This is a genomic window from Francisella opportunistica, from assembly GCF_003347135.1.
Classification (GTDB): domain Bacteria; phylum Pseudomonadota; class Gammaproteobacteria; order Francisellales; family Francisellaceae; genus Francisella; species Francisella opportunistica.
The window spans coordinates 501,852-523,347 of sequence record NZ_CP022377.1 but is presented as its reverse complement, the minus strand read 5'-3'; the positions used below and the strand labels follow the sequence as shown (position 1 = coordinate 523,347).

The following is a 21,496-nucleotide window of genomic DNA, read 5'->3' as shown; positions in this document are numbered from 1 at the left end:
GTACTACAATTTGTTAGATGTTTTATACATAGTGGTTATTTTTGTATTTTCAAGAAATTATTGGCATTTTTTTATATGAATATTAGAAAAATAAAAAAGAATTTAAAAAAAATAAGCTTTATAGCACTTTTAATTCTTATAAGTAGCTGCTCAAATGTAACTGCTCAACGTTATTTATCAAAGAAATATTCAGATAAAGTTGACTACAAAAAAGCTGATTTCAAAGATCTTAATAACTGGGATATGAGTGATCAACTTATATCTTTTGATACGTTTAAAAAATCGTGTGCAAAAATAGTTGATGAAAATAAGCCCGAATATACTAATTGGACAAATATTTGCCATAAAGTGATAGCTGCTAAAATAGAAACAAAAGATCAAGCAAAGACTTTTTTTGAGCAGAATTTCACTCCATACCAGGTAATATATAAGAATAAGGATACAGGAACATTCACGGGATACTATGAACCTACCATAAAAGGCAGTCTAGTCAAAACTCTACAATATACTGTACCTATTTATAGAACTCCCAACGACTTAGTCAAACAACCTAAGGGCGATGATAATTTTTCTTTTGGGAGATATAAGGATGGTAAATTTGTCCCCTACTATACGCGTGCAGAAATATCCAACGGTAATCTACTAACAAAAAAAGATGTACTAGTTTGGGTGAAATCAAAAGTTGATAGAACATTCTTGCAAATACAAGGCTCAGGAAGGATAGAAACTGATAGTGGTGATATATTGGTTGGATACGATAGTCAAAATGGACATGAGTATAAACCTATAGGAAGATACCTACTTGATAATGGCTATATGACTAGAGATGAAATGTCAATGCAAGCAATCAAAGCTTGGTTAGACAAAAATAAAGACAAAATAGATGATGTCCTAAATTATGATCCCTCTTTTGTATTTTTTAGATATATTGATCGTAAAAATGCTGTAGGCGCACAGGGAGTTGAGCTGACACCTGGATACTCTCTTGCTGTTGATAATAAATACTACCTATATGGTGTACCTTTATGGTTAGAGACAGATTACTTTGCGGATAATCACCATGATACTAAACCTCTTAATAGACTAATGATAGCACAAGATACTGGCGGAGCTATTAAAGGCGCGATCAGAGGTGACGTATTTTGGGGGCATGGTAAACAAGCAGAATTTAACGCCGGTCACATGAATAATCGCGGCAAACTATGGATACTCTTACCAAATGGCTGAAATAAAATATTTTAACACAATCATAATTGGTGCAGGAATCTCCGGTATCTCTTTAGCCAAACGCTTAACTAATGCAACAATAGAAAATTGTATATTTGAAGCTAATAAAGTTGGTGGTTGTATTGACTCAATTTCATACAATGATTTTTGGTTTGAAATGGGCGCACATACTATATATAACTCTTATGCCGATACCATAGCTTATATGTGTGATAATTCTCTTGAGCAAAATATTCAGCCAAGAAAAAAATTACCGTTTTTATTTGTGCAACCAAACAATAAAATCCAAAGTATTATTACAAATCTTAATCCTTTTTCACTGTTATTTAGTTTCCTAAAAAATAGCAAAATAACAAAACAGGATAAAACTGTCAATGAATATGCTATAAAAGTTTTTGGCAAGGGTAATTATACTAAGACCTTAAAATACTGTTTTGATGCAGTACTATCTCAAAATAGTAAAAACTTCCCAATGGAATATTTATTTAAAAAGTATGATAGAGATACAACATTACCGCGAAGTTTTACTCTAAAAAAAGGGTTAGCTGAGCTTTTTAAAAAACATAACCAAAATGTTATAAAAGAGACCGTCATAAGTGTAACAAAACAACAAAAATGGCACATACACACAAGCCTTGCCGAATATACTTGTGAAAATCTCTGTTTTGCAACACCATGGGATGTGACCGAATCTTTATTAGAAAAGATATTACCAAACTTAGCAGCACATCAATACAGACCTACAATGTCGAAATTGATAAGTGTAGGAATTGTTTCAAGTAAAACAAGTTTAAAACATATTAAAAAATTAGCCGGCTTAATTGGTAAAGAACAATTCTTTTATTCTGCAGTTTCACGAGATGTTGTCGATAATCCAGACTATAGAGCAATTGTTTTTCATTGCCTTAATGATTTTTCTGAAAATGAGTTAATAGACAAAGTAACCAAACTCTTGAAGATAACTAAAGAAGATATTTTACATATACACATCAAAAATAACACCCTACCGTGCTATCACCGCCATCATAGCCAATTTCTACAAGATCTAGACAAAGAGTTACAAAAACACCCCAATCTTTTCATAAGTGGTAACTTTTTTGACAGATTAGCAATTGAGAACTGCATTCGAAGGTCAAATAACCAGGCAGATAAAATTATTCAAAATAAAACATCTTAATGATTTGATTATTTTGCGCGAAAAATGTATCATATAGTCTGCTTAAAATCTTAAAGTCCAGCAAGCTAAATCTAGCTTGTGAAATCAAGAATTTTTTGCAAAAACTGAGTAATTGACAACAATAAATAAAGGAAAAAAGATGAAAACGTTTACTGCAAAACCATCAAATATCAAAAGAGAATGGCTTTTGATTGATGCTACAGATAAAACTTTAGGTCGTCTAGCTACTGAAGTAGCAATGATCCTAAGAGGAAAAAACAAACCAGAATATACTCCTCACATGGATACTGGTGATTATGTTGTTATCGTAAATGCTGAAAAAGTAGCTGTAACTGGTAACAAAAGAAAAGCAAAAACTTATTACCATCATACTGGTTATATTGGCGGTATCAAATCAGTATCTTTCGAGAAGCTAATCGCAACTCATCCAGAAAGAGCTATTGAAAAAGCTGTTAGAGGGATGCTTCCTAGAACTCCACTAGGTCGCACTATGTTTAAAAAGTTAAAAGTTTATGCAGGTGAAACTCACCCACATACAGCTCAACAACCTAAAGCTCACAATATTTAAATAAAGGATGGTAAAAATGTCAGAATATAATTATGGTACAGGTCGTCGTAAAAGTTCTGTAGCTCGTGTATTTATGCAAAAAGGTACTGGTCAGTTTATTGTTAATGGTCTTCCATTAGAGCAATACCTATGTCGTGAAACAGACTGCATGGTTGTAAAGCAACCTTTAGAACTAACTAATAACACTGATAAATTTGACTTCAAAGTAACAGTTAAAGGTGGTGGAACTACTGGTCAAGCTGGTGCTATCCGTCTTGGTGTTACTAGAGCTCTAATTGAGTATGATGAGACTCTTAAACCAGCTCTTCGTGAAGCAGGTTTTGTTACTCGTGACCCACGTAAAGTTGAGCGTAAAAAATTCGGTCTTAGAAAAGCTCGTAGAAGAAGACAGTTCTCTAAGCGTTAATATATTATATATTACCTTTCTATTATTCTTTTATTTTTCTAGGAGGATACAACCTTGCTTTTATATACAAAAAAGGATGATATTTATAGCGATATAGTCCGCATGGTCCTTCTTATCAAAGGAGCTAATGCGAAAATTATAGATGTTTCTAAAGAAGAAAACTCGAAATATCTAGAAGAACTAAATATCATTACACCTAATGGCAATATCCCTACGCTTAGTACCGATGATTTTGCTGTATATAGACTTAGTGTAATTATAGAAGCTATAGAAGATCTATATCCATTTCCTCCGATGTTTCCGGTGTTTCCAAAACAGCGTGCTAATGCAAGAATATTGTTAGAATATGTCAATAAAACATTTCTACAAAACATTATCAAGTTGCAAAACCCTGACTTGGATGAAAAACAAGCCACCGAAATTAAAAAGATGATGCAAAAGGATATAATTAGTACTTATAAAACAATAGTTAGTGAAAGAGAAGTAAACGCAGAAAGTAATCCTGATGCGCAAAATATAAACGTCTTAACTCTGATAATAACTTTTGTTTTTTATTATTTCATTAAGCTAAAGATCTCAATACCTACAAAAGATAAGAATATTATCAAAGAGATTAAAGAGTTACTTAGTGAACCTAACTTTATAAGAACTATCAAAGCAAAAGGAGCTTAATATGGCTATGCTTAGAGCATATGTAGTTAAAGCTACATACAACTGGCTAGTTGATCATGGATTTACACCTTATATTTTAGTTGATACTGAGTATGAAGATGTTGTAGTACCTGTAAATTATATTGATGAGGATAAAAAAATACTCTTAGATTTATCTCCTCAAGCAATACAAAATTTAACTATCGATGATAACCAAATTAGTTTTGATGCAACATTTGATGGTGAGCCAATATCTATAAATATTCCTATCAAAGCAGTTTTAGAAGTATTTTCTAAAGAAACAGAACAAGGAATGTATGCTCGTGAATTTGGTTACGGCATCAATATTAATGAAGGTGAAGATGACGAAACTGCTAACCCTAAGAAACTAGGACAATCAAATACAGGTAATGTTCTTTCATTAGATTAGTTTTTAATCTCAATATTCTTTTCTTTAAAGTAATTTATAATTACAGGTAAGTACCCTGCTACAAAGCTTAAAGGAATAGATATAGTTGCCCAATAAAAAACAAAATCATTTTGTTTAAAAAACAAATAAAAATATAAGGCGCTGCTTATCCCTACTACTACACTCAAAATTGCTCCTGATAAATTAAATTTATTACCGTAAAAACCATATAATAAACTAAATGCCAAAGCTGCTATAGGGATATTAAAAAGTAGCATCTTATCAAGGACACGATCAATGAAAGTATTTGCAATCATATAACTTAAAATAGCTATCGCTGCTACAGTGATGATATTATTTTTGTTAGTTTTATACTTTTGAAAATGAATAAAATATATTGAAGCCATAGTGTTCCATAGTGCTGCTATAGTTGTCAACGCTATTAAAAATACCACTATATAAAATATTACTAATAATGGTTTAGTCAGAAGACTTGCTATTATATATGTTAATGCTTTATCAGGATTTTTTATATCAAACAAACCAGTATACTTAGCTGTAATATAAACTGCTATTAAGTAAATTAAACTCACAATAAATGCCGCAAATATTACTGCATAAAAAGCGACTTTTTTGTTTTTTGCAGCGAATATTTTCTGACCATACCATGGTGAAAGGATATATGTAAAAGCAGTAAGAACTGTTAAAGAGACTGAAAAAGAGATTGGTAAGCTTTGTATATGACTGCTATTAATACTTTTTAATGATGAAGTATCAGTTTGATAAACCAAATATGCTAAGTATATAAATAACAACAATGATAAAATAAAGCTTAATTTATCAATTTTAACTATTATTGAAAGACCATCTTTTATAGTGAATAATAGCATTAAACCACACGCTACAGCACTTATTAGCCAATGATTATAGCTAGGGAAAATTTGCTCCAAGTAAATCGTAGTAGAATATATAAAATTAGCACCAAAACCACCCATTGCTGTTAGCAAACATAACGCTACTAATAGGCCAAATGCATGGTTATAGCGCTGAGAAAAAAATTCTGATACACAAATTGCATCAAAGTTTTTCCATTTTTTTGCAACAACAAAAGAGTAAAACAATAGACCAATTAGAAAAATCATCCCTAAAGATAATGCCGAAAAACCATAAAGATAACCTAAGCTTGAAAAACCTATCAAAGTAGATAAATTTAATTCTGTCATTACTAGCGTCGCCGTCAGAGCGAAGATTCCTAAGCTTTTGCCAGCAGTATAATAATCTTCTAATTTACTCATTTCAAAGTAGTAGCTGTATTGGCCTATAGCTTTTTCTATGAATATCTAATACGCCATATTTTTCTATATTTTCTAAATGCTCTTTTGTTGGATAGCCCTTATGTTTAGCAAAGCCATACTCTGGATATAACTTATCATGCTCAAGACATATTCTATCTCTATGTACCTTTGCTAATATCGAAGCTGCTGATATTTCTATAACTTTTGAGTCACCTTTTACTATAGCTTCAGAATTATACTGCCAATTTGGTAATTTATTACCATCAACTAGTACTTTATCAAACTGCCCTTTTAAGTTATCTGCAACTTGACGCATTGCTTTTAATGTTGCTTGAAGAATATTTAACTCATCAATTTGTTGTGGGCTAATTTCTACTATTGTATACGCCTTTGCCTGAATGATTATTTGCTGATATAAAGATTGACGTTTTTTCTCAGTCAGCTTTTTCGAGTCATTAAGCCCTTGTATAACGTTATCATCGTTTAGAATAACACCCGCAGCCACTACAGGACCAGATAGTGGCCCACGTCCTGCCTCATCTATACCTAATATAATCATCTTAATCCCTCTGTTTATCAATAGATGCTAAAAAACCTCTAAGAATATTTACTTCTTGCGTTTCTAACTCAGATCTTTGAAAAAGCCTTCTTATTTTATCCATCACATGCCCTGGTTTATTTTTATCCAAAAAACCCGACTTTAACATACTATCTTCAAAGTGCTGGTATAGTCCTTGTAGCTCTTTGACAGAAGCTTTTTTGTGCAAATGATTATATTCAGGAACTTCTTTTAGATTGCTAATCTCAACTGCTTGCTTATAAATTTCATAGGCTACTAATTGTACCGCTTGAGCTAGGTTTAACGAAGTATAGCCTTCATTTGAGGGTATGTATGCATGGACATTACTCATCAAAAGTTCTTCATTTAGCAAGCCTGTTCTCTCGCGCCCAAATAGTATCGCAATCTTTTGATTAGATTTTTGAATTTTAGCAAGGATATTTGTCGCAACTCTAGCTATAGGCTCTATAGTTAAAGAGACTCTACGCACTCTTGCACTTGTACCAACGACATAGTCAATACCCTCAAGAGCATCTTCTAGGCTAGCTACTATTGTTGCATTTTTTACTACCTCAGTAGCATGACAAGATAGCGCTATTGCTTCGCCATCGATACCTTTCTTAGGATTTACAAGCCATAGATTTGTCAAACCCATATTTAACATTGCTCTAGCAGTAGAGCCGACATTACCACTATGAGATGGCTCAACTATAACTATACGTATATTATTAAATAAATTATTCATTACTAGTATTGGTAATTAAATTATACAATTCTTCGGAATTTTCTGCTTGCTGAAAATATTGCTGTGTTTTATCTTCTTTTAGATACAAAGCTAGCTTTTTTAGCAGCTCCATATGAATTGCAGATATATTATCAGGAAAAAAAACACCTACTGCCATTTTTATATCATCACTGACAGAATCATCATAGTAGCTATTTTTTAATGTGACAATAATCAACCTAGTAGTCATAAGATTCTCAACGCGACAATGAGGAATATAAATATTTTTACCAATATAAGTATTACCTATTCTTTCGCGTTTATAAATATTTTTAAGCACAAGATCTTCACTTACATCAGGGTAATTATCTGCTATCCTATTTGCAAAAAACTCAATTAAGCGTTTCTTAGACTCAATATTCAAATTTAAGATAATATTTTTCTTATCAATAAGTGCTTTTAAATTCATAGGTAAAAATCGGATAGATTCGCGTAAAGAAGAATAATTATTCGCCGTGATTACATCTCATTTTATCTTTGTGTTTTTTTAGCTGACGCGCTAATTTATTTTCAAGCATATCTATAGCTGCATATAAATCTTTGTCTTCTGCTTTTGCAACAAACTCACTACCAGGAACTGTAACTATAGCCTCCGCTACTTGTTGTTCTTTCTCAACATCTAATATAACTTTAGTTGAAGTAATATTATCAAAATAGTGTCCAACTTTACCTACTTTTTCATTAACATAACTTTTAATTGAATCAGTAACTTCTACGTGCCTACCAGTAATTTGAATATTCATATAAACCTCCGGTTTGAATATCGAGCTCACAGAATTTTATAGAGCTCTATGTTAATAACCACCTAAGTGGTATACTTGTAATCATATTATACAAGCTAAATATTATAAAGCAAAGTAATGAACAATAATGTAAAACAAATTTTAACCTCACTGAGTCTTATTGCAATTGCTATATTATCATTCATCCTTTTTGCACCTTTATTTGTTTTTTTAATAATTTTTTTGACGATTTTTTCATTTTTTATACGCAAAAAAATAATTAAAGAAAATCCAGAATTTTTCAGACAATATAAAAGCAAAAAAGGTAGAATTATTGACCAAGAAGATGATGATAATTTTGATAGCTCAAATCAGAAGTTAAGATAAATATGTATACAAAAGATACTATAGTTGCAGTAGCAACTCCCCAAGGTAATGGTGGTATAGGTATAGTTCGCATATCAGGAATAGATGCTCTAGCAATAGCTGAAAAACTTACCAAAAAACAACTAAAACCTCGTTATGCAACATTCTGCAATGTTTATGATGATAGCGAAGCAATAGATCATGGTATCGCAATATTTTTTAATGCGCCTTTTTCATATACAGGTGAAGATGTGGTAGAGATACAGGCCCATGGTAATCCATTTATATTGAATTTGATTATCAAAGCAGCTCTTAACTGCGGCGCTAGGATGGCAAAGGCGGGTGAATTTACCGAGAGAGCGTTTCTCAATAATAAACTTGATTTAGCTCAAGCAGAAGCTGTTGCTGATATTATTAATGCCTCATCAGAAATAGCAGCTAAATCTGCAGCTAAGTCACTACAAGGAAATTTTTCTAAAGAAATAAACAACCTTTTAGAAAAACTTATTTACCTAAGGATGTATGTAGAGGCATCTATTGATTTTCCTGAGGAAGAAATAAACTTTTTAGAAGATCAGAAAATTCACACTAGTTTAGAAGAAATATACAAGGTTATTTTAGCTGTAAAAAATAGCTGTAAACAAGGTGTTATTCTTGCCGAAGGAATTACATTGATATTAGTTGGAAAACCAAATGCTGGTAAGTCAAGCCTATTGAATGCTCTAGCAGGTAAAGAATCAGCAATTGTAACCTCAATTGCAGGTACAACTAGGGATATTGTCAAAGAACATATTCAAATAAATGGTGTCCCTATGCATATAATTGATACTGCAGGACTACGCAATAGTGATGACATTATTGAAAGTGAAGGGATTAAAAGAGCTATCAAGAAAATTCAAGAAGCTGATCAAGTACTGTTTGTAACTGATGACTATACGAATAACCAAGTTAAATTTAGTGATATAAAACAAATAATTCCTGAATTTTATGATCAAATTCCTAAAGACATTGATATTACATATGTACATAATAAGATAGATCTTCTCAAAGAAGTTCCACAAAACCATGATAACCATATATACATATCAGCTGAAAATAATATTGGTATTGATAAATTAAAACAACATATTCTCAATAAGGTTGGCTATACAAATCAAAATGAAAGTATTTATACCGCGCGCGAAAGGCATGTTACAGCGATAAATAATGCTTTTGAACATATTAAACTTGCTAAAGGACAATTAGAGCTTGGTAATGGTGAGCTTTTAGCTGAAGAGTTGTTAATTGTTCAACAATATCTCAATTCGATTACTGGTGAGTTTAGTTCAGACGATTTATTAGGTGAAATATTCTCAAGCTTTTGTATTGGTAAATAACTTATCTATTACGATATTTACTAGCAATAGCTTTTCTTTCCTCTAATTGTTGAACTCTAGATGGTTCTTGTTGCTGGATGTCTTTACCATTAACTACTGAGTTGTTATTAACAAACTTATTTTCTCTAGTATTAAATGAATACTCAGCATAGGAATTTATATAGATAATTATAGCCTACTAGGCATAAAAGTAGTATATTCTTTCATCCTGAACTCGTTTCAGGATCTCAATAAAATCAATACTTATAGTGAGATGCTGAAATAAATTCAGCATGACATTTTTATATGTAGTTAGCTGTATAATAACTAAAAATTATTAATACCTTTCTCATAGTAGTTAGTTACTTATTGTTATTTAGCTTTTTATTGTTGTATTAAATTTAATTGGTTAAAAGAATATTTCCTTAGTAACGATTTTTTGAAAACTATAGTTAGTCTGACTATATTTTCTAGACTTTAGAAAAAACACCTATTGGTCATCCTATGGCTTGACCATAGGATACACCTATTTTGCTTAGGTATATGACATAATCCTTTCAGATTAGCTATATTGTAAATATTACAAATTATTTAAAACAATTTATCTTGTAAGCATACATCGATAAACTTAACAAACTCTCGTTCTAAATTACTACGCACACCAGTAGCACGTATCAAGTAGAAACTTGTTTTACCAAAATAATATTCACTTAAAACTGGTTCTATATTTGCTTTACTATCAGCAAAAACATCTAAAACATTAATAATTCTGTTACATTTAGTTGCTAAGTTAATATCATAAATAGCATTATTAAGAAATAAATCAGCATTAATATTAACTTCTTGACTAGAATTATCTTGTTCTGAGAAACCCACCAAAATATTCTGACACTTATCTTTATCTATAAAGCCCACAATACGATGGTTTTCCAATTCTTTTATCGTCTGAGGAATTCCCTTTTCTTGAATATATTTTTTAGAGGCATAAAGCTTATTTTTAGCTCTAATCAGAGTTTTTATAGTACAATTATGAGCTGTCGGTTTTCTTGTCGTAATTGCTATATCTATGTTATCTTTTACTAAATCAACAGCTACTGCTGTATAACTAAATATTAGCTGCACATGAGGATAGCGTGCATAGAATGTATCAAGCTTAGGAGCAAGAATATTATCAAAAAATAGTTTTGGTATCCCCACTTTTAAAATACCATTAACTTGTTTAGAATTATTAACCCATTTTTGAAGTGCCATAACAGCTTGTCCTTCAATATAACTAAAGTTGTTATATAGTGACTCACCTTCTGCTGTCATTTCGATAACACCTCTTGAATTCCTCTTTAGTAGCTTAGTATTAATAGATTCCTCTAAACTTTGAACTCTACGCGAAACTGTACTCTGAGAAACATTTAACTGTTTTGCTAACTCAGTAAATGTTCCTATATTAATAAGCTTAACGAAAAGAAAAATATCATCAAAATTCATAGATCCCCTCCATTTACGCATAATAGTTATGCATTTTTTGCTACAGACAAATTAATACTACTACAAATATACTAATAGCGTAAATTAAACGATTAAATTAAAATTATTTAATTTATTAGATAAGGAAGGAATATGAAAAAAATAATCTCAAGTATTTTATTAACTAGCAGTATTTTTACTATAGTGTCTTCTACTTTTGCTTGCTCAGAATTTAACCATAACTTTGGTGGTGATTTAGGTGTTTACACTACTAGAACCATGGATCTATTTATAGATTTAAAACCAAGCTTAACTATATATCCAAGAGGTACAAAAGAAACAGGTGGTTTAAAAAATAACCCTTTAAAATGGACCAATAAATATGGTTATGTATCTATCGATGAGACAAATTTAGCAAATCTAACTGGTGAAGGCCTTAATGAAAAAGGTTTAACTGCACATTTACTTTATCTTGGTGACACTATTCAACCAAAGAGAGACATAACTAAGCCTGGCGTAAATGGACTATATTGGGTCAGATATGTATTAGGTAATTTTGCTACTGTTGAGGAAGTTCTTAATAACCTTGATAATTATCAAATATACAGTCCTACGCTAAAAATTAATGGTGAAGAGAGTAACATTCCTGTTCATTATATGGTTGAAGATAAAACAGGAGATAGCGCACTAATAGAGTATATAAATGGTAAATTAACTGTACATCGCAATGTTAAAGCAATTAGTAATGAGCCAAGTTACGATCAACAACAAAAAATTCTTAAACAAGCTAAAGAACTTGGTTTTTATAATGTTGATAAACTACCCGGTGGAGCAAATTCTGCCTATAGATTTATCAGAACAACATTTATAAGTGAAAACCTTCCAGAGGCAAAATCTATGAATCAAGCTGTTAATTACATGTTTGCCGGTGCTGACTCAGTTTCCGTACCATTTATAAAAGGCTATAGAAATGAAAGTCTAAATAATCCAAGCTTAGAAGATAAATGGCCAACACAATGGAAATCAGTAACATCATTATCACAAAATAAATTATATGTAGTAGATACTCTAATAGGTAATAGAGTATATGTAGACTTAAATAAAGCAAAACTAGACAAAGGTCAAGCTATTAGGACGATCTCGCTAATGAATGATAGCTTAACGGGAGATATCACTAATGATATGATCCCTACAAAAGGTACAGAGTAAATTAAAACTTAAAACTAGGAAAAATCCAGTCAAAAAAATAATATTAATATCATACACTACGGTAATTGCTTCCCAAGCAGCAATAGTATATCAATTTTATCTTACTCGATGGCTGTTTATAAATCTATTAATAAAACACTTAAATTAATTTTTATAGCAAACATTTTGTTAAAATATTCTAAGTTTTAAAAGTCATCAATTAGAATAATGCTATCTCTAATAGGAAAAACTCCTATAATAAAACTTAAAAATACAATAAATAATCATAATCTTTATGCCAAATGTGAATGGTTAAATCCAACGTGTAGTATCAAAGATCGTGTTGCAAAATATATTTTAGAAGATTTAATTATCAATAAAAAAATCCACTCTGAACAAGCTATTGTCGAGGCTAGTTCTGGCAACATGGGTACTTCCCTTGCTATGATCGGTAAATTATATGGTTATCCAGTATATATAACTTGCCCTGAAAAAACTGGGAAAATTAAAAGAAGTATGATTGAAAATTTCGGTGCTAATCTAACTATTTGTAAAAATACTGCTGATCATAAAGATAAAGATTTTTATGTCAATAAAGCTCAACAAATAGCTAAAGATATAGATGGCATATTAATCAACCAATATGATAATCAACTAAATACTGAATGTCATTACAAAACTACAGGACAAGAAATAGTTAATTATTTTCTAACACAGCTACTTAATATTGACTACTTTATAACTGTTGGAGGATCAGGTGGTACAATCACAGGATGTGCAAAGAGGATAAAAGAGATCTATCCTCAAACTAAAGTTATTATGCCAGACCCTAAAGGCTCAGTTTATTATGATATTTTCTATCATGGAGCGCCAATTCAAGAAAATATATACAGCTATAAAGTAGAAGGACCAGGTAATCCTGTTTTTTGTAAATCAATGGATCTATCATTTATTGATGAGATAATACAATTTACCGATAACCAAGCAATACAAGGGTGCTATGATTTAGCTCATGAGCAAGGTATTTATGCTGGACACAGCAGTGGTGCTAACTATTTCATTGCCAAAAAACTAATCGAAAAATTACCGCAAAACCAAAGCTATAATATTCTCATAATGATATTGGACAGTGGTATGAAGTATACTTTTGAGTAGCATAATATACAAATTCTATATGCAATATTTTATATTTACTGCTATTATTTAATTGTAATTATTAAATGTAGGAGAGTAATCATGCCTGGTATATTAATAAGTTTCACATTACTTTTCGTTGCAGTATTAACTGCTTGGTTTAATAGGCGTTGGGGAATCATCACATTTAGCATTTTCTTGGTTGTAGCTGGACTTGTATTTTTCCATCATGCGACAAACCATTTATCTATTTATTTATAATTACAAAGGAGCTGCTGATGAAAACATTTATGAAAAATGATCTAATTAAAGCTCTAAATGCTATAGAACTAATGGGAGTAACTGTGATTATAGTTGCAGCATTTTATTTCCAGTTTGTAATAGATGAGATCCCTTGTCCTTTATGCCTGCTACAGCGATTAGGACTATTAGGTATTGGATTTGGTTTCTTACTTAACATGCGTTTTAACATACGTCCAAGCCATTATGCGTTATCATTACTAGCTGCCGTGTTTACATCATTTGTATCTCTTAGACAGATTGCCTTACATATTACAGATCCAGCTGGGTTTGGTTCAAGAGTTTTAGGTATGCACATGTATAGCTGGGTATTTGTAATCTCAATGATTGCTATAATTTATATCGCTATAGTGATGTCATATCCTCAGCAATATGAACTTAGCCAACGACCTCAAGAAATCACTCAAGCAAGTAATAAGATATTACGCACCTTTACCCACTTTATGTTTATAATTTTTATTCTAATCATTTTTGCTAATATGATTTCAACATTCTTTGAATGTGGTTTACATGAATGTCCAGATAACCCTACTACTTACCTTTATAGATAACTAATACACTCTTTCTTTTTTAAAGATTTTACTACTACCTATTAGCTGCAACTACTTATAGCGTATTGAATCCATTTTTTATGGCGTTTTTCGTCTTCTAACCCTTTTTTCAAAGGCTCAATTGCATCAATCCATTTATCTTTATATTTATTTATTCTCTCATAAGCTGTATTAGTATCTTGTTCATTTGTATTCATGGCCTTAAGTACATTAATATCATTTCCTACTATATCAGATATAACCACTTTACCTTTGGTTAGCCATTGTTTCATACTAGGTTTCTCTACTTTTTTCTCTCCATGTGCATCCAAGACAGCGTTTAATTCATTTATATGTCTTTCGTGATCTTTTTTAAATTGCTGTAAACGATTTCTGTAATTTATATTTTCTAACCTATTAATAGCTGCCTTGTATGCTTCTACCGCATCAAAATCCAACTCTACCAACTCACGAACTGCCTTAGCAAATTCTGCTTGAGTACCAACTAAAGTAGCCATATTTTTTTCTCCTATATTTTTAAAAAATGTGTTTACTTTGGTAGTAATTATACTAGTGATCTATATGCATATAGTCAATAAATTTAACAGCAAATATTAAATATTATTTAAAATAAAAATTAATTTATATCACGTTTTTATTAAAATTAATTATTACATAAATTAAAATAGTCAATAAATAAACTATTAATTATATAGCTGAGAAAAAGGCTTTCATTAGAAACCTTATACCAATCCAAATACATGATTAGGTAAACATCCATTTTCTAGAGCAGATAGATTTCACCAATTCAGCATTAGATGAAAAATGATTCCATGCAATAGTTAATTTTTCAAGAATGTCATTGTAACTGTCAAAGCAAATATTTGATAGATAGTTATTTTTCATCCATTCCCATACCTGCTCCATAGGGTTAAGTTCAGGAGAGTATGGAGGTAATGGTATCAAAGTAATATTTTTTGGTATATCTAATTGCTTTGAGGTGTGCCAGCCTGCATTATCTACAACCAAAGCTATATGTCGACCAGCAGCAATATGATTTGATAATTGATTTAAGTAGGTTTGCATAGCAATTGTATTTGCAGTTGGAAGTATCAATCCAAAACTATCTCTAGACTTTGCACATGCTGCACCATAGATATATGTAGAGATAAACTGTCCCTGCTTAACCTTGCGTGGTCTTGTTCCCGTTGGAGCCCATATTCTTGTTAAGCTACCTTGCTGACCAACTCTTGACTCATCTTGAACCCATATATCTACAGTAGATATATCAACATTCTCTGGGATTAATTTTCTGACATAACTTTCAAAGTTTTTTTATATAATTCTTGAACTTCTATGTCTGATCTTGGATGCTTAGATCTACAGCTTATCCAGCTAAGATTTAAGCTATGTAGGGTGTTGTATATAGTTTGCAAACAACATTCTATAGCAAAATGCTGTTTTACTAAACATAATAATTGTTTACCTGTAATACTACCTCCAACCTGATTACTATATAAGGTTTTCATGAAATTAGAAATCCAAACCTTAACTTCCTCCGTTATTTTAGGTGGTTTATATTTTGTGGTTTTCACATATAAGCTAGATATGCCATATTTTCTAAAGTTCTGTAGCCATGTTTGTATAGTTTTCCAGGGTGTTTTTAAAACTTTACCAGTATCTTGCAAACTCATTCCATCTTTTATATTTGACATTGCTAACAGTCTTATCTTGTTTTTATGGTTTGACTCTTTTTTTGATAGGCCAGCATAATCGTACTTGTCAAAATCTACTGGTAACTTAATAGGTCTAGGCATGGGTATTATTAAATAGTTATCTTAATTACATTATAACATAAGTATGAGAATGTTTTTTGTTTGGTATTAAACGCTCTGTAGCAGAATGTTGTATCTACTATTTTTATAGATTAGTTAACTATAATTATATTGATTAAAATATATCTATTTTGTTGAGCCATAAATACAAAAGCCCCTAATAAAGGAGCTTTAGATTGCTTATCACGATAAGTCTTCTGTTATTTGAAAAGAATGGCGACTACCTACTTTCACCTGGGCAATGCCAGACTATCATCAGCGTTTTGTAGTTTCACTTCTGAGTTCGGAATGGATTCAGGTGGTTCCTACAAGCTATCATCGCCAAAACTGTGTTTGGACATAAAAATATTTAACAATTCAGCATAGAAATAGACTTAAGTCTCTCGGATCATTAGTACTGGTAAGCTTCATACATTACTGCACTTACACACCCAGCCTATCAACGTCGTAGTCTCCAACGTTCCTTACCGATTTACATCAGAGAGATCTAATCTTGAAGGAGGCTTCACGCTTAGATGCTTTCAGCGTTTATCCCGTCCGAACGTAGCTACCCGGCAATGCTTCTGGCGAAACAACCGGAACACCAGTGGTTCGTTCACTCCGGTCCTCTCGTACTAGGAGCAACTCTTCTCAAATCTCTAACGCCCACGGCAGATAGGGACCGAACTGTCTCACGACGTTCTGAACCCAGCTCGCGTACCACTTTAAATGGCGAACAGCCATACCCTTGGGACCTGCTTCAGCCCCAGGATGTGATGAGCCGACATCGAGGTGCCAAACTCCTCCGTCGATATGAACTCTTGGGAGGAATCAGCCTGTTATCCCCGGAGTACCTTTTATCCGTTGAGCGATGGCCCTTCCATTCGGAACCACCGGATCACTAAGACCTACTTTCGTACCTGCTCGAGCCGTCACTCTCGCAGTCAAGCGCACTTTTGCCTTTATACTCTTGGCACGATTTCCGACCGTACCGAGTGCACCTTCGTACTCCTCCGTTACTCTTTAGGAGGAGACCGCCCCAGTCAAACTACCCACCATACACTGTCCTCGAATCTCTCCTGAGTTAGAACTTCAAATATTCAAGGGTGGTATTTCAAGGTCAACTCCACAACTACTGGCGTAGCTGCTTCTTAGTCTCCCACCTATCCTACACATAAATATTCAAAGTCCAGTGCAAAGCTATAGTAAAGGTTCACGGGGTCTTTCCGTCTAACCGCGGGTACACTGCATCTTCACAGCGATTTCAATTTCACTGAGCCTCTGGTGGAGACAGTGTGGCCATCGTTACGCCATTCGTGCAGGTCGGAACTTACCCGACAAGGAATTTCGCTACCTTAGGACCGTTATAGTTACGGCCGCCGTTTACTGGGGCTTCGATCCAGAGCTTCGCCTAAGCTAACCCCTTCAATTAACCTTCCAGCACCGGGCAGGCGTCACACCCTATACTTCATCTTACGATTTCGCAGAGTGCTGTGTTTTTGATAAACAGTCGCAGCCACCTGGTATTTGCAACCCCCAACAGCTCAAAGAGCAAGTCTCATCACCATCAAGGGCACACCTTCTTCCAAAGTTACGGTGTCATTTTGCCTAGTTCCTTCACCAGAGTTATCTCATAGCCTTAGTATTCTCTACCTACCCACCAGTGTCGGTTTACAGTACGGTCGCTTATACAATATACTTAGAAGCTTTTCCTGGAAGCATGGTATCAATAGCTTCGTCAAACAAGTTTGACTTCGTCTCGTATCTCAGATCAACAAGATGCCGGGTTTGCCTAACACCTCTACCTACATACTTTCACCTGGACAACCATGCGCCAGGCCTACCTAACCTTCTCCGTCCCTCCTTCGTTCATATAAGCGGCACAGGAATATTAACCTGTTTCCCATCGACTTCACTCTTCAGCTACGCCTTAGGGGCCGGCTTACCCTACGTTGATTAACATTGCGTAGGAATCCTTGGGTTTTCGGCCAATAAGAATCTCACTTATTTTACGTTACTCATGTCAGCATTCGCACTTCTGATACCTCCAGCAAACTTCTCAATTCACCTTCATCGGCTTACAGAACGCTCCCCTACCAATATACTAAATATATTCCGCAACTTCGGTGCATAGCTTAGCCCCGTTAAATCTTACGTGCAGGCCGACTCGACCAGTGAGCTATTACGCTTTCTTTAAAGGGTGGCTGCTTCTAAGCCAACCTCCTGGCTGTCTGGGCCTTCCCACTTCGTTTCCCACTTAGCTATGACTTAGGGACCTTAGTTGGCGGTCTGGGCTGTTTCCCTTTCCACTACGGACCTTAGCACCCGCAGTGTGTCTCCCGTGATTAAACTTCATCGTATTCTGAGTTTGCATCGAGTCAGTAAAGTCGTAAAACCCCCATCGTCGAAACAGTGCTTTACCCCAATGAGTTATACACGAGGCACTACCTAAATAGTTTTCGGGGAGAACCAGCTATCTCCGTGCTTGATTAGCCTTTCACTCCGATCCACAGCTCATCCCATACTTTTGCAACAGTATTGGGTTCGGTCCTCCAGTTAGTACTACCTAACCTTCAACCTGGCCATGGATAGATCGCGCCGGTTTCAGGTCTACTCCTAGCGACTAGTCGCCCTATTAAAACTCGCTTTCGCTACGGATCCCTTATTCAGTTATCCTCGCCACTAAAAGTAACTCGCTGACCCATTATACAAAAGGTACGCAGTCACATGTCTAAATCATGCTCCTACTGCTTGTATGCAAGCGGTTTCAGATTCTATTTCACTCCCTTTATAAGGGTTCTTTTCACCTTTCCCTCACGGTACTAGTTCACTATCGGTCATTCAGGAGTATTTAGCCTTGGAGGATGGTCCCCCCATATTCAGACAAGGTTCCACGTGCCCCGTCCTACTTGTTCGTATGCTTAGTTCCATCTCGATTATTTCGTATACGGGACTATCACCCTCTATCGTCAAGCTTCCCAACTTGTTCTACTATAATTAAGACTATATCATACCAGGCTCTTCCCACTTCGCTCGCCACTACTACGGGAATCTCAATTGATTTCTCTTCCTAAGGGTACTTAGATGTTTCAGTTCCCCTCGTTCGCCCTACACCCTATATCGAGTGAGTGACTAGGTTATCCTAGCCGGGTTCCCCCATTCGGAAATCTCCGGGTCATAGCTCATTTACCAGCTAACCGAAGCTTATCGCAGATTATCACGTCCTTCATCGCCTCTGAATGCCAAGGCATCCACCGCTTGCACTTATTTTCTTAAGTCTATTTCTATACTAAATTGTTAAATATCTCTATCTTCATGTAAATAAAATATTGGTGGAGCCAAGCGGGATCGAACCGCTGACCCCCTGCGTGCAAAGCAGGTGCTCTCCCAGCTGAGCTATGGCCCCGTGTCCGGAGAACAGAAGACGGAGGACTGATGACAGAAACGTCTCATATCCTTCGAACAACTACTCTCCTAAAACTTAAATAATTTCTTCCAACTTAAAACGTCAAAACTTAAAACTCTAGCTAATCTTTAAACACAATCGCTTTAACGCATAATATGTTTAATAAATCAACTTCCGTCTTCTGTCATCCGTCATCAGTCTTCTGAAATGGTGGGTCTGAGTAGACTTGAACTACCGACCTCACCCTTATCAGGGGTGCGCTCTAACCAACTGAGCTACAGACCCGTATCTTATTCACACTAAAATATATTATCTACAAACACCATGCTAAATCACTTGATCAGCAATTAAAGCTTTTTTTCTTATTCTTCGTATTTCCGTTAAGGAGGTGATCCAGCCGCAGGTTCCCCTACGGCTACCTTGTTACGACTTCACCCCAGTCATGAATCACTCCGTGGTAAACGCCCTTTCGTTAAGCTATCTACTTCTGGAGCAACCCACTCCCATGGTGTGACGGGCGGTGTGTACAAGACCCGGGAACGTATTCACCGCAGTATTCTGACCTGCGATTACTAGCGATTCCGACTTCATGCAGTCGAGTTGCAGACTGCAATCCGGACTAAGAGTACCTTTTTGAGTTTCGCTCCAGATCGCTCCTTCGCAGCCCTCTGTAATACCCATTGTAGCACGTGTGTAGCCCTGGTCGTAAGGGCCATGATGACTTGACGTCGTCCCCACCTTCCTCCGCCTTGTCAGCGGCAGTCTCAATAGAGTACCCAACTTAATGATGGTAACTATCAATAGGGGTTGCGCTCGTTGCGGGACTTAACCCAACATTTCACAACACGAGCTGACGACAGCCGTGCAGCACCTGTCACACAGTTCCCGAAGGCACCAATTCATCTCTGAAAAGTTCTGTGGATGTCAAGACCAGGTAAGGTTCTTCGCGTTGCATCGAATTAAACCACATGCTCCACCGCTTGTGCGGGTCCCCGTCAATTCCTTTGAGTTTTAGCCTTGCGGCCGTAGTCCCCAGGCGGAGTACTTATCGCGTTAGCTGCGCCACTAGAGCCTTTACACCGACTCCAACAGCTAGTACTCATCGTTTACAGCGTGGACTACCAGGGTATCTAATCCTGTTTGATCCCCACGCTTTCGTCCCTCAGTGTCAGTATCAGTCCAGAATGTTGCCTTCGCCATCGGTGTTCCTTCTGATCTCTACGCATTTCACCGCTACACCAGAAATTCCCCATTCCTCTACCATACTCTAGTTTGCCAGTATCAAATGCAGTTCCAAGGTTGAGCCCTGGGCTTTCACATCTGACTTAACAAACCACCTACAGACCCTTTACGCCCAGTAATTCCGATTAACGCTTGCACCCCCCGTATTACCGCGGCTGCTGGCACGGAGTTAGCCGGTGCTTATTCTTTGGGTAACGTCCTCCCCACAGGCTATTAACCCATAGGCTTTCCTCCCCAACTAAAGTGCTTTACAACCCTAGAGCCTTCTTCACACACATGGCATTGCTGGATCAGGGTTGCCCCCATTGTCCAATATTCCCCACTGCTGCCTCCCGTAGGAGTTTGGGCCGTGTCTCAGTCCCAATGTGGCTGATCATCCTCTCAAATCAGCTATGGATCGTAGCCTTGGTAGGCCCTTACCCTACCAACTAGCTAATCCAACGCAGGCTCATCCATCTGCGACAGCACAAAGGCCACCTTTAATCCACAGATATTATGCGGTATTAACAGTCGTTTCCAACTGGTATCCCCCTCAAATGGGTAGATTCCTACGCGTTACTCACCCGTCCGCCACTCGTCAGCAACTAGCAAGCTAGTCCTGCTACCGTTCGACTTGCATGTGTTAAGCATGCCACCAGCGTTCAATCTGAGCCAGGATCAAACTCTTCAGTTTAAATCAATTTCTGACTCTAACTACTGTTACTCAAATTCTTTAACAAAGTGTTTGTATATAATATATCTCTTAAATATCAACTAGAAACTCTCGCCTCTCAACAACTAACATCATCCGTCAGCCGGTGAAGACATATAATACACATCACCTATCAACAACGCAAGTACTTTTTCGAAAAAAATTGAAGTTTTTTGAACTTTTTTACGCGTTTTTCGCAATCATCTTCACA

21 protein-coding genes, 2 tRNA genes and 3 rRNA genes are annotated in these 21,496 nt (G+C 35.1%); 12 read left to right on the top strand and 14 right to left on the bottom strand.

Features of this window, described 5'->3' with window-relative positions:
- Window positions 1-75 precede the first annotated feature (75 nt).
- From mltA to mglB, 6 genes are all read left to right on the top strand, one after another.
- Window positions 76-1,227 carry a murein transglycosylase A gene (gene mltA / locus CGC45_RS02565; protein ID WP_071628820.1) on the top strand — a complete coding sequence of 384 codons (1,152 nt, stop codon included), beginning with the start codon at window positions 76-78 and terminating at the stop codon, window positions 1,225-1,227.
- On the top strand, window positions 1,220-2,404 hold the full coding sequence (locus CGC45_RS02560; protein ID WP_071628819.1) for an NAD(P)-binding protein: 1,185 nt from the start codon (window positions 1,220-1,222) through the stop codon (window positions 2,402-2,404). Before mltA ends, CGC45_RS02560 begins: the two co-directional genes overlap by 8 nt.
- Before the next feature lie 139 nt (window positions 2,405-2,543).
- Window positions 2,544-2,972, top strand: a complete 429-nt coding sequence (gene rplM, locus CGC45_RS02555; protein ID WP_071628818.1) for a 50S ribosomal protein L13 — start codon at window positions 2,544-2,546, stop codon at window positions 2,970-2,972.
- A 16-nt stretch (window positions 2,973-2,988) separates the two neighbouring features.
- Entirely contained in the window at window positions 2,989-3,378 is a 390-nt protein-coding gene (gene rpsI, locus CGC45_RS02550) for a 30S ribosomal protein S9 (RefSeq protein WP_071628817.1), read from the top strand.
- A gap of 54 nt (window positions 3,379-3,432) precedes the next feature.
- Window positions 3,433-4,050 (top strand): transcriptional regulator MglA, encoded by a 618-nt coding sequence (gene mglA / locus CGC45_RS02545; RefSeq protein ID WP_071628816.1) that lies wholly within the window; start codon window positions 3,433-3,435, stop codon window positions 4,048-4,050.
- A gap of 1 nt (window position 4,051) precedes the next feature.
- Window positions 4,052-4,459 carry a transcriptional regulator MglB gene (gene mglB / locus CGC45_RS02540; RefSeq protein ID WP_071628815.1) on the top strand — a complete coding sequence of 136 codons (408 nt, stop codon included), beginning with the start codon at window positions 4,052-4,054 and terminating at the stop codon, window positions 4,457-4,459.
- Here the strand turns inward: mglB and CGC45_RS02535 are convergent.
- The 5 genes from CGC45_RS02535 to hpf are packed head-to-tail and all read right to left on the bottom strand — an operon-like array spanning window position 4,456 to window position 7,819.
- Window positions 4,456-5,733: a sodium:solute symporter family transporter gene (locus tag CGC45_RS02535; protein ID WP_071628814.1), complete on the bottom strand. Its 1,278-nt coding sequence runs from the start codon at window positions 5,731-5,733 to the stop codon at window positions 4,456-4,458. The two genes, mglB and CGC45_RS02535, sit on opposite strands and share 4 nt — an antisense overlap.
- A 1-nt stretch (window position 5,734) precedes the next feature.
- Window positions 5,735-6,292: a ribonuclease HII gene (gene rnhB, locus CGC45_RS02530; RefSeq protein WP_071628813.1), complete on the bottom strand. Its 558-nt coding sequence runs from the start codon at window positions 6,290-6,292 to the stop codon at window positions 5,735-5,737.
- 1 nt (window position 6,293) lies between these two features.
- A complete protein-coding gene (locus tag CGC45_RS02525) occupies window positions 6,294-7,037 on the bottom strand; it encodes an RNA methyltransferase (RefSeq protein ID WP_071628812.1) in 744 nt (247 codons plus the stop codon).
- The gene (locus CGC45_RS02520) at window positions 7,030-7,485 is read right to left on the bottom strand and encodes a PTS sugar transporter subunit IIA (protein WP_071628811.1); all 456 of its coding nucleotides are present in this window, start codon (window positions 7,483-7,485) and stop codon (window positions 7,030-7,032) included. Before CGC45_RS02520 ends, CGC45_RS02525 begins: the two co-directional genes overlap by 8 nt.
- A gap of 37 nt (window positions 7,486-7,522) precedes the next feature.
- The gene (gene hpf, locus CGC45_RS02515) at window positions 7,523-7,819 is read right to left on the bottom strand and encodes a ribosome hibernation-promoting factor, HPF/YfiA family (RefSeq protein WP_071628810.1); all 297 of its coding nucleotides are present in this window, start codon (window positions 7,817-7,819) and stop codon (window positions 7,523-7,525) included.
- A 117-nt stretch (window positions 7,820-7,936) separates the two neighbouring features.
- Between hpf and CGC45_RS02510 the strand changes: the two genes are divergently transcribed.
- Both CGC45_RS02510 and mnmE read left to right on the top strand, forming a co-directional pair.
- Complete coding sequence (locus CGC45_RS02510; protein ID WP_071628809.1) at window positions 7,937-8,185, top strand: hypothetical protein; 249 nt, start codon at window positions 7,937-7,939, stop codon at window positions 8,183-8,185.
- A gap of 2 nt (window positions 8,186-8,187) precedes the next feature.
- Entirely contained in the window at window positions 8,188-9,540 is a 1,353-nt protein-coding gene (mnmE, locus tag CGC45_RS02505) for a tRNA uridine-5-carboxymethylaminomethyl(34) synthesis GTPase MnmE (protein ID WP_071628808.1), read from the top strand.
- 570 nt (window positions 9,541-10,110) lie between these two features.
- On the opposite strand, the gene CGC45_RS02500 is transcribed toward mnmE, so the two are convergent.
- On the bottom strand, window positions 10,111-11,001 hold the full coding sequence (locus CGC45_RS02500; RefSeq protein WP_071628807.1) for a LysR family transcriptional regulator: 891 nt from the start codon (window positions 10,999-11,001) through the stop codon (window positions 10,111-10,113).
- A 132-nt stretch (window positions 11,002-11,133) separates the two neighbouring features.
- Between CGC45_RS02500 and CGC45_RS02495 the strand changes: the two genes are divergently transcribed.
- The 4 genes from CGC45_RS02495 (at window position 11,134) to CGC45_RS02485 (ending at window position 14,153) form a co-directional block, all read left to right on the top strand.
- Entirely contained in the window at window positions 11,134-12,189 is a 1,056-nt protein-coding gene (locus tag CGC45_RS02495; protein WP_071628806.1) for a linear amide C-N hydrolase, read from the top strand.
- 207 nt (window positions 12,190-12,396) lie between these two features.
- On the top strand, window positions 12,397-13,323 hold the full coding sequence (locus CGC45_RS02490) for a PLP-dependent cysteine synthase family protein (RefSeq protein WP_071628805.1): 927 nt from the start codon (window positions 12,397-12,399) through the stop codon (window positions 13,321-13,323).
- Between the two features lie 81 nt (window positions 13,324-13,404).
- Complete coding sequence (locus tag CGC45_RS09080; protein ID WP_165437519.1) at window positions 13,405-13,563, top strand: DUF5993 family protein; 159 nt, start codon at window positions 13,405-13,407, stop codon at window positions 13,561-13,563.
- Between the two features lie 17 nt (window positions 13,564-13,580).
- Window positions 13,581-14,153, top strand: coding sequence for a disulfide bond formation protein B (locus CGC45_RS02485; protein WP_114702036.1), 573 nt, complete (start codon window positions 13,581-13,583; stop codon window positions 14,151-14,153).
- Between the two features lie 41 nt (window positions 14,154-14,194).
- On the opposite strand, the gene CGC45_RS02480 is transcribed toward CGC45_RS02485, so the two are convergent.
- The 8 genes from CGC45_RS02480 to CGC45_RS02445 form a co-directional block, all read right to left on the bottom strand.
- Complete coding sequence (locus CGC45_RS02480) at window positions 14,195-14,650, bottom strand: DUF892 family protein (protein ID WP_114702035.1); 456 nt, start codon at window positions 14,648-14,650, stop codon at window positions 14,195-14,197.
- A gap of 247 nt (window positions 14,651-14,897) precedes the next feature.
- Window positions 14,898-15,404: an IS630 family transposase gene (locus CGC45_RS02475; RefSeq protein WP_232310110.1), complete on the bottom strand. Its 507-nt coding sequence runs from the start codon at window positions 15,402-15,404 to the stop codon at window positions 14,898-14,900.
- A gap of 32 nt (window positions 15,405-15,436) precedes the next feature.
- A complete protein-coding gene (locus CGC45_RS02470; RefSeq protein ID WP_114702034.1) occupies window positions 15,437-15,949 on the bottom strand; it encodes a helix-turn-helix domain-containing protein in 513 nt (170 codons plus the stop codon).
- A 229-nt stretch (window positions 15,950-16,178) separates the two neighbouring features.
- Window positions 16,179-16,293: ribosomal RNA gene (rrf, locus tag CGC45_RS02465) — 5S ribosomal RNA — on the bottom strand.
- A 44-nt stretch (window positions 16,294-16,337) separates the two neighbouring features.
- Window positions 16,338-19,224, bottom strand: a 23S ribosomal RNA gene (locus CGC45_RS02460).
- Between the two features lie 52 nt (window positions 19,225-19,276).
- Window positions 19,277-19,352 (bottom strand) — tRNA-Ala (locus CGC45_RS02455).
- Between the two features lie 208 nt (window positions 19,353-19,560).
- A tRNA-Ile gene (locus CGC45_RS02450) sits at window positions 19,561-19,637 on the bottom strand.
- Window positions 19,638-19,733: 96 nt separating this feature from the next.
- A 16S ribosomal RNA gene (locus tag CGC45_RS02445) occupies window positions 19,734-21,267 on the bottom strand.
- Together the 16S, 23S and 5S rRNA genes with 2 tRNA genes alongside form the textbook arrangement of a ribosomal RNA operon.
- Window positions 21,268-21,496 lie beyond the last annotated feature (229 nt).

Excerpts from the sequence above, each read along its gene's own strand:
- mltA (WP_071628820.1), top strand. The coding sequence starts at position 76 with ATGAATATTAGAAAAATAAAAAAGAATTTAAAAAAAATAAGCTTTATA.
- CGC45_RS02560 (WP_071628819.1), top strand. The coding sequence starts at position 1,220 with ATGGCTGAAATAAAATATTTTAACACAATCATAATTGGTGCAGGAATC.
- rplM (WP_071628818.1), top strand. The coding sequence starts at position 2,544 with ATGAAAACGTTTACTGCAAAACCATCAAATATCAAAAGAGAATGGCTT.
- rpsI (WP_071628817.1), top strand. The coding sequence starts at position 2,989 with ATGTCAGAATATAATTATGGTACAGGTCGTCGTAAAAGTTCTGTAGCT.
- mglB (WP_071628815.1), top strand. The coding sequence starts at position 4,052 with ATGGCTATGCTTAGAGCATATGTAGTTAAAGCTACATACAACTGGCTA.
- CGC45_RS02535 (WP_071628814.1), bottom strand. The coding sequence starts at position 5,733 with ATGAGTAAATTAGAAGATTATTATACTGCTGGCAAAAGCTTAGGAATC.
- rnhB (WP_071628813.1), bottom strand. The coding sequence starts at position 6,292 with ATGATTATATTAGGTATAGATGAGGCAGGACGTGGGCCACTATCTGGT.
- CGC45_RS02525 (WP_071628812.1), bottom strand. The coding sequence starts at position 7,037 with ATGAATAATTTATTTAATAATATACGTATAGTTATAGTTGAGCCATCT.
- CGC45_RS02520 (WP_071628811.1), bottom strand. The coding sequence starts at position 7,485 with ATGAATTTAAAAGCACTTATTGATAAGAAAAATATTATCTTAAATTTG.
- hpf (WP_071628810.1), bottom strand. The coding sequence starts at position 7,819 with ATGAATATTCAAATTACTGGTAGGCACGTAGAAGTTACTGATTCAATT.
- CGC45_RS02510 (WP_071628809.1), top strand. The coding sequence starts at position 7,937 with ATGAACAATAATGTAAAACAAATTTTAACCTCACTGAGTCTTATTGCA.
- mnmE (WP_071628808.1), top strand. The coding sequence starts at position 8,188 with ATGTATACAAAAGATACTATAGTTGCAGTAGCAACTCCCCAAGGTAAT.
- CGC45_RS02500 (WP_071628807.1), bottom strand. The coding sequence starts at position 11,001 with ATGAATTTTGATGATATTTTTCTTTTCGTTAAGCTTATTAATATAGGA.
- CGC45_RS02495 (WP_071628806.1), top strand. The coding sequence starts at position 11,134 with ATGAAAAAAATAATCTCAAGTATTTTATTAACTAGCAGTATTTTTACT.
- CGC45_RS02490 (WP_071628805.1), top strand. The coding sequence starts at position 12,397 with ATGCTATCTCTAATAGGAAAAACTCCTATAATAAAACTTAAAAATACA.
- CGC45_RS09080 (WP_165437519.1), top strand. The coding sequence starts at position 13,405 with ATGCCTGGTATATTAATAAGTTTCACATTACTTTTCGTTGCAGTATTA.
- CGC45_RS02485 (WP_114702036.1), top strand. The coding sequence starts at position 13,581 with ATGAAAACATTTATGAAAAATGATCTAATTAAAGCTCTAAATGCTATA.
- CGC45_RS02480 (WP_114702035.1), bottom strand. The coding sequence starts at position 14,650 with ATGGCTACTTTAGTTGGTACTCAAGCAGAATTTGCTAAGGCAGTTCGT.
- CGC45_RS02470 (WP_114702034.1), bottom strand. The coding sequence starts at position 15,949 with ATGCCTAGACCTATTAAGTTACCAGTAGATTTTGACAAGTACGATTAT.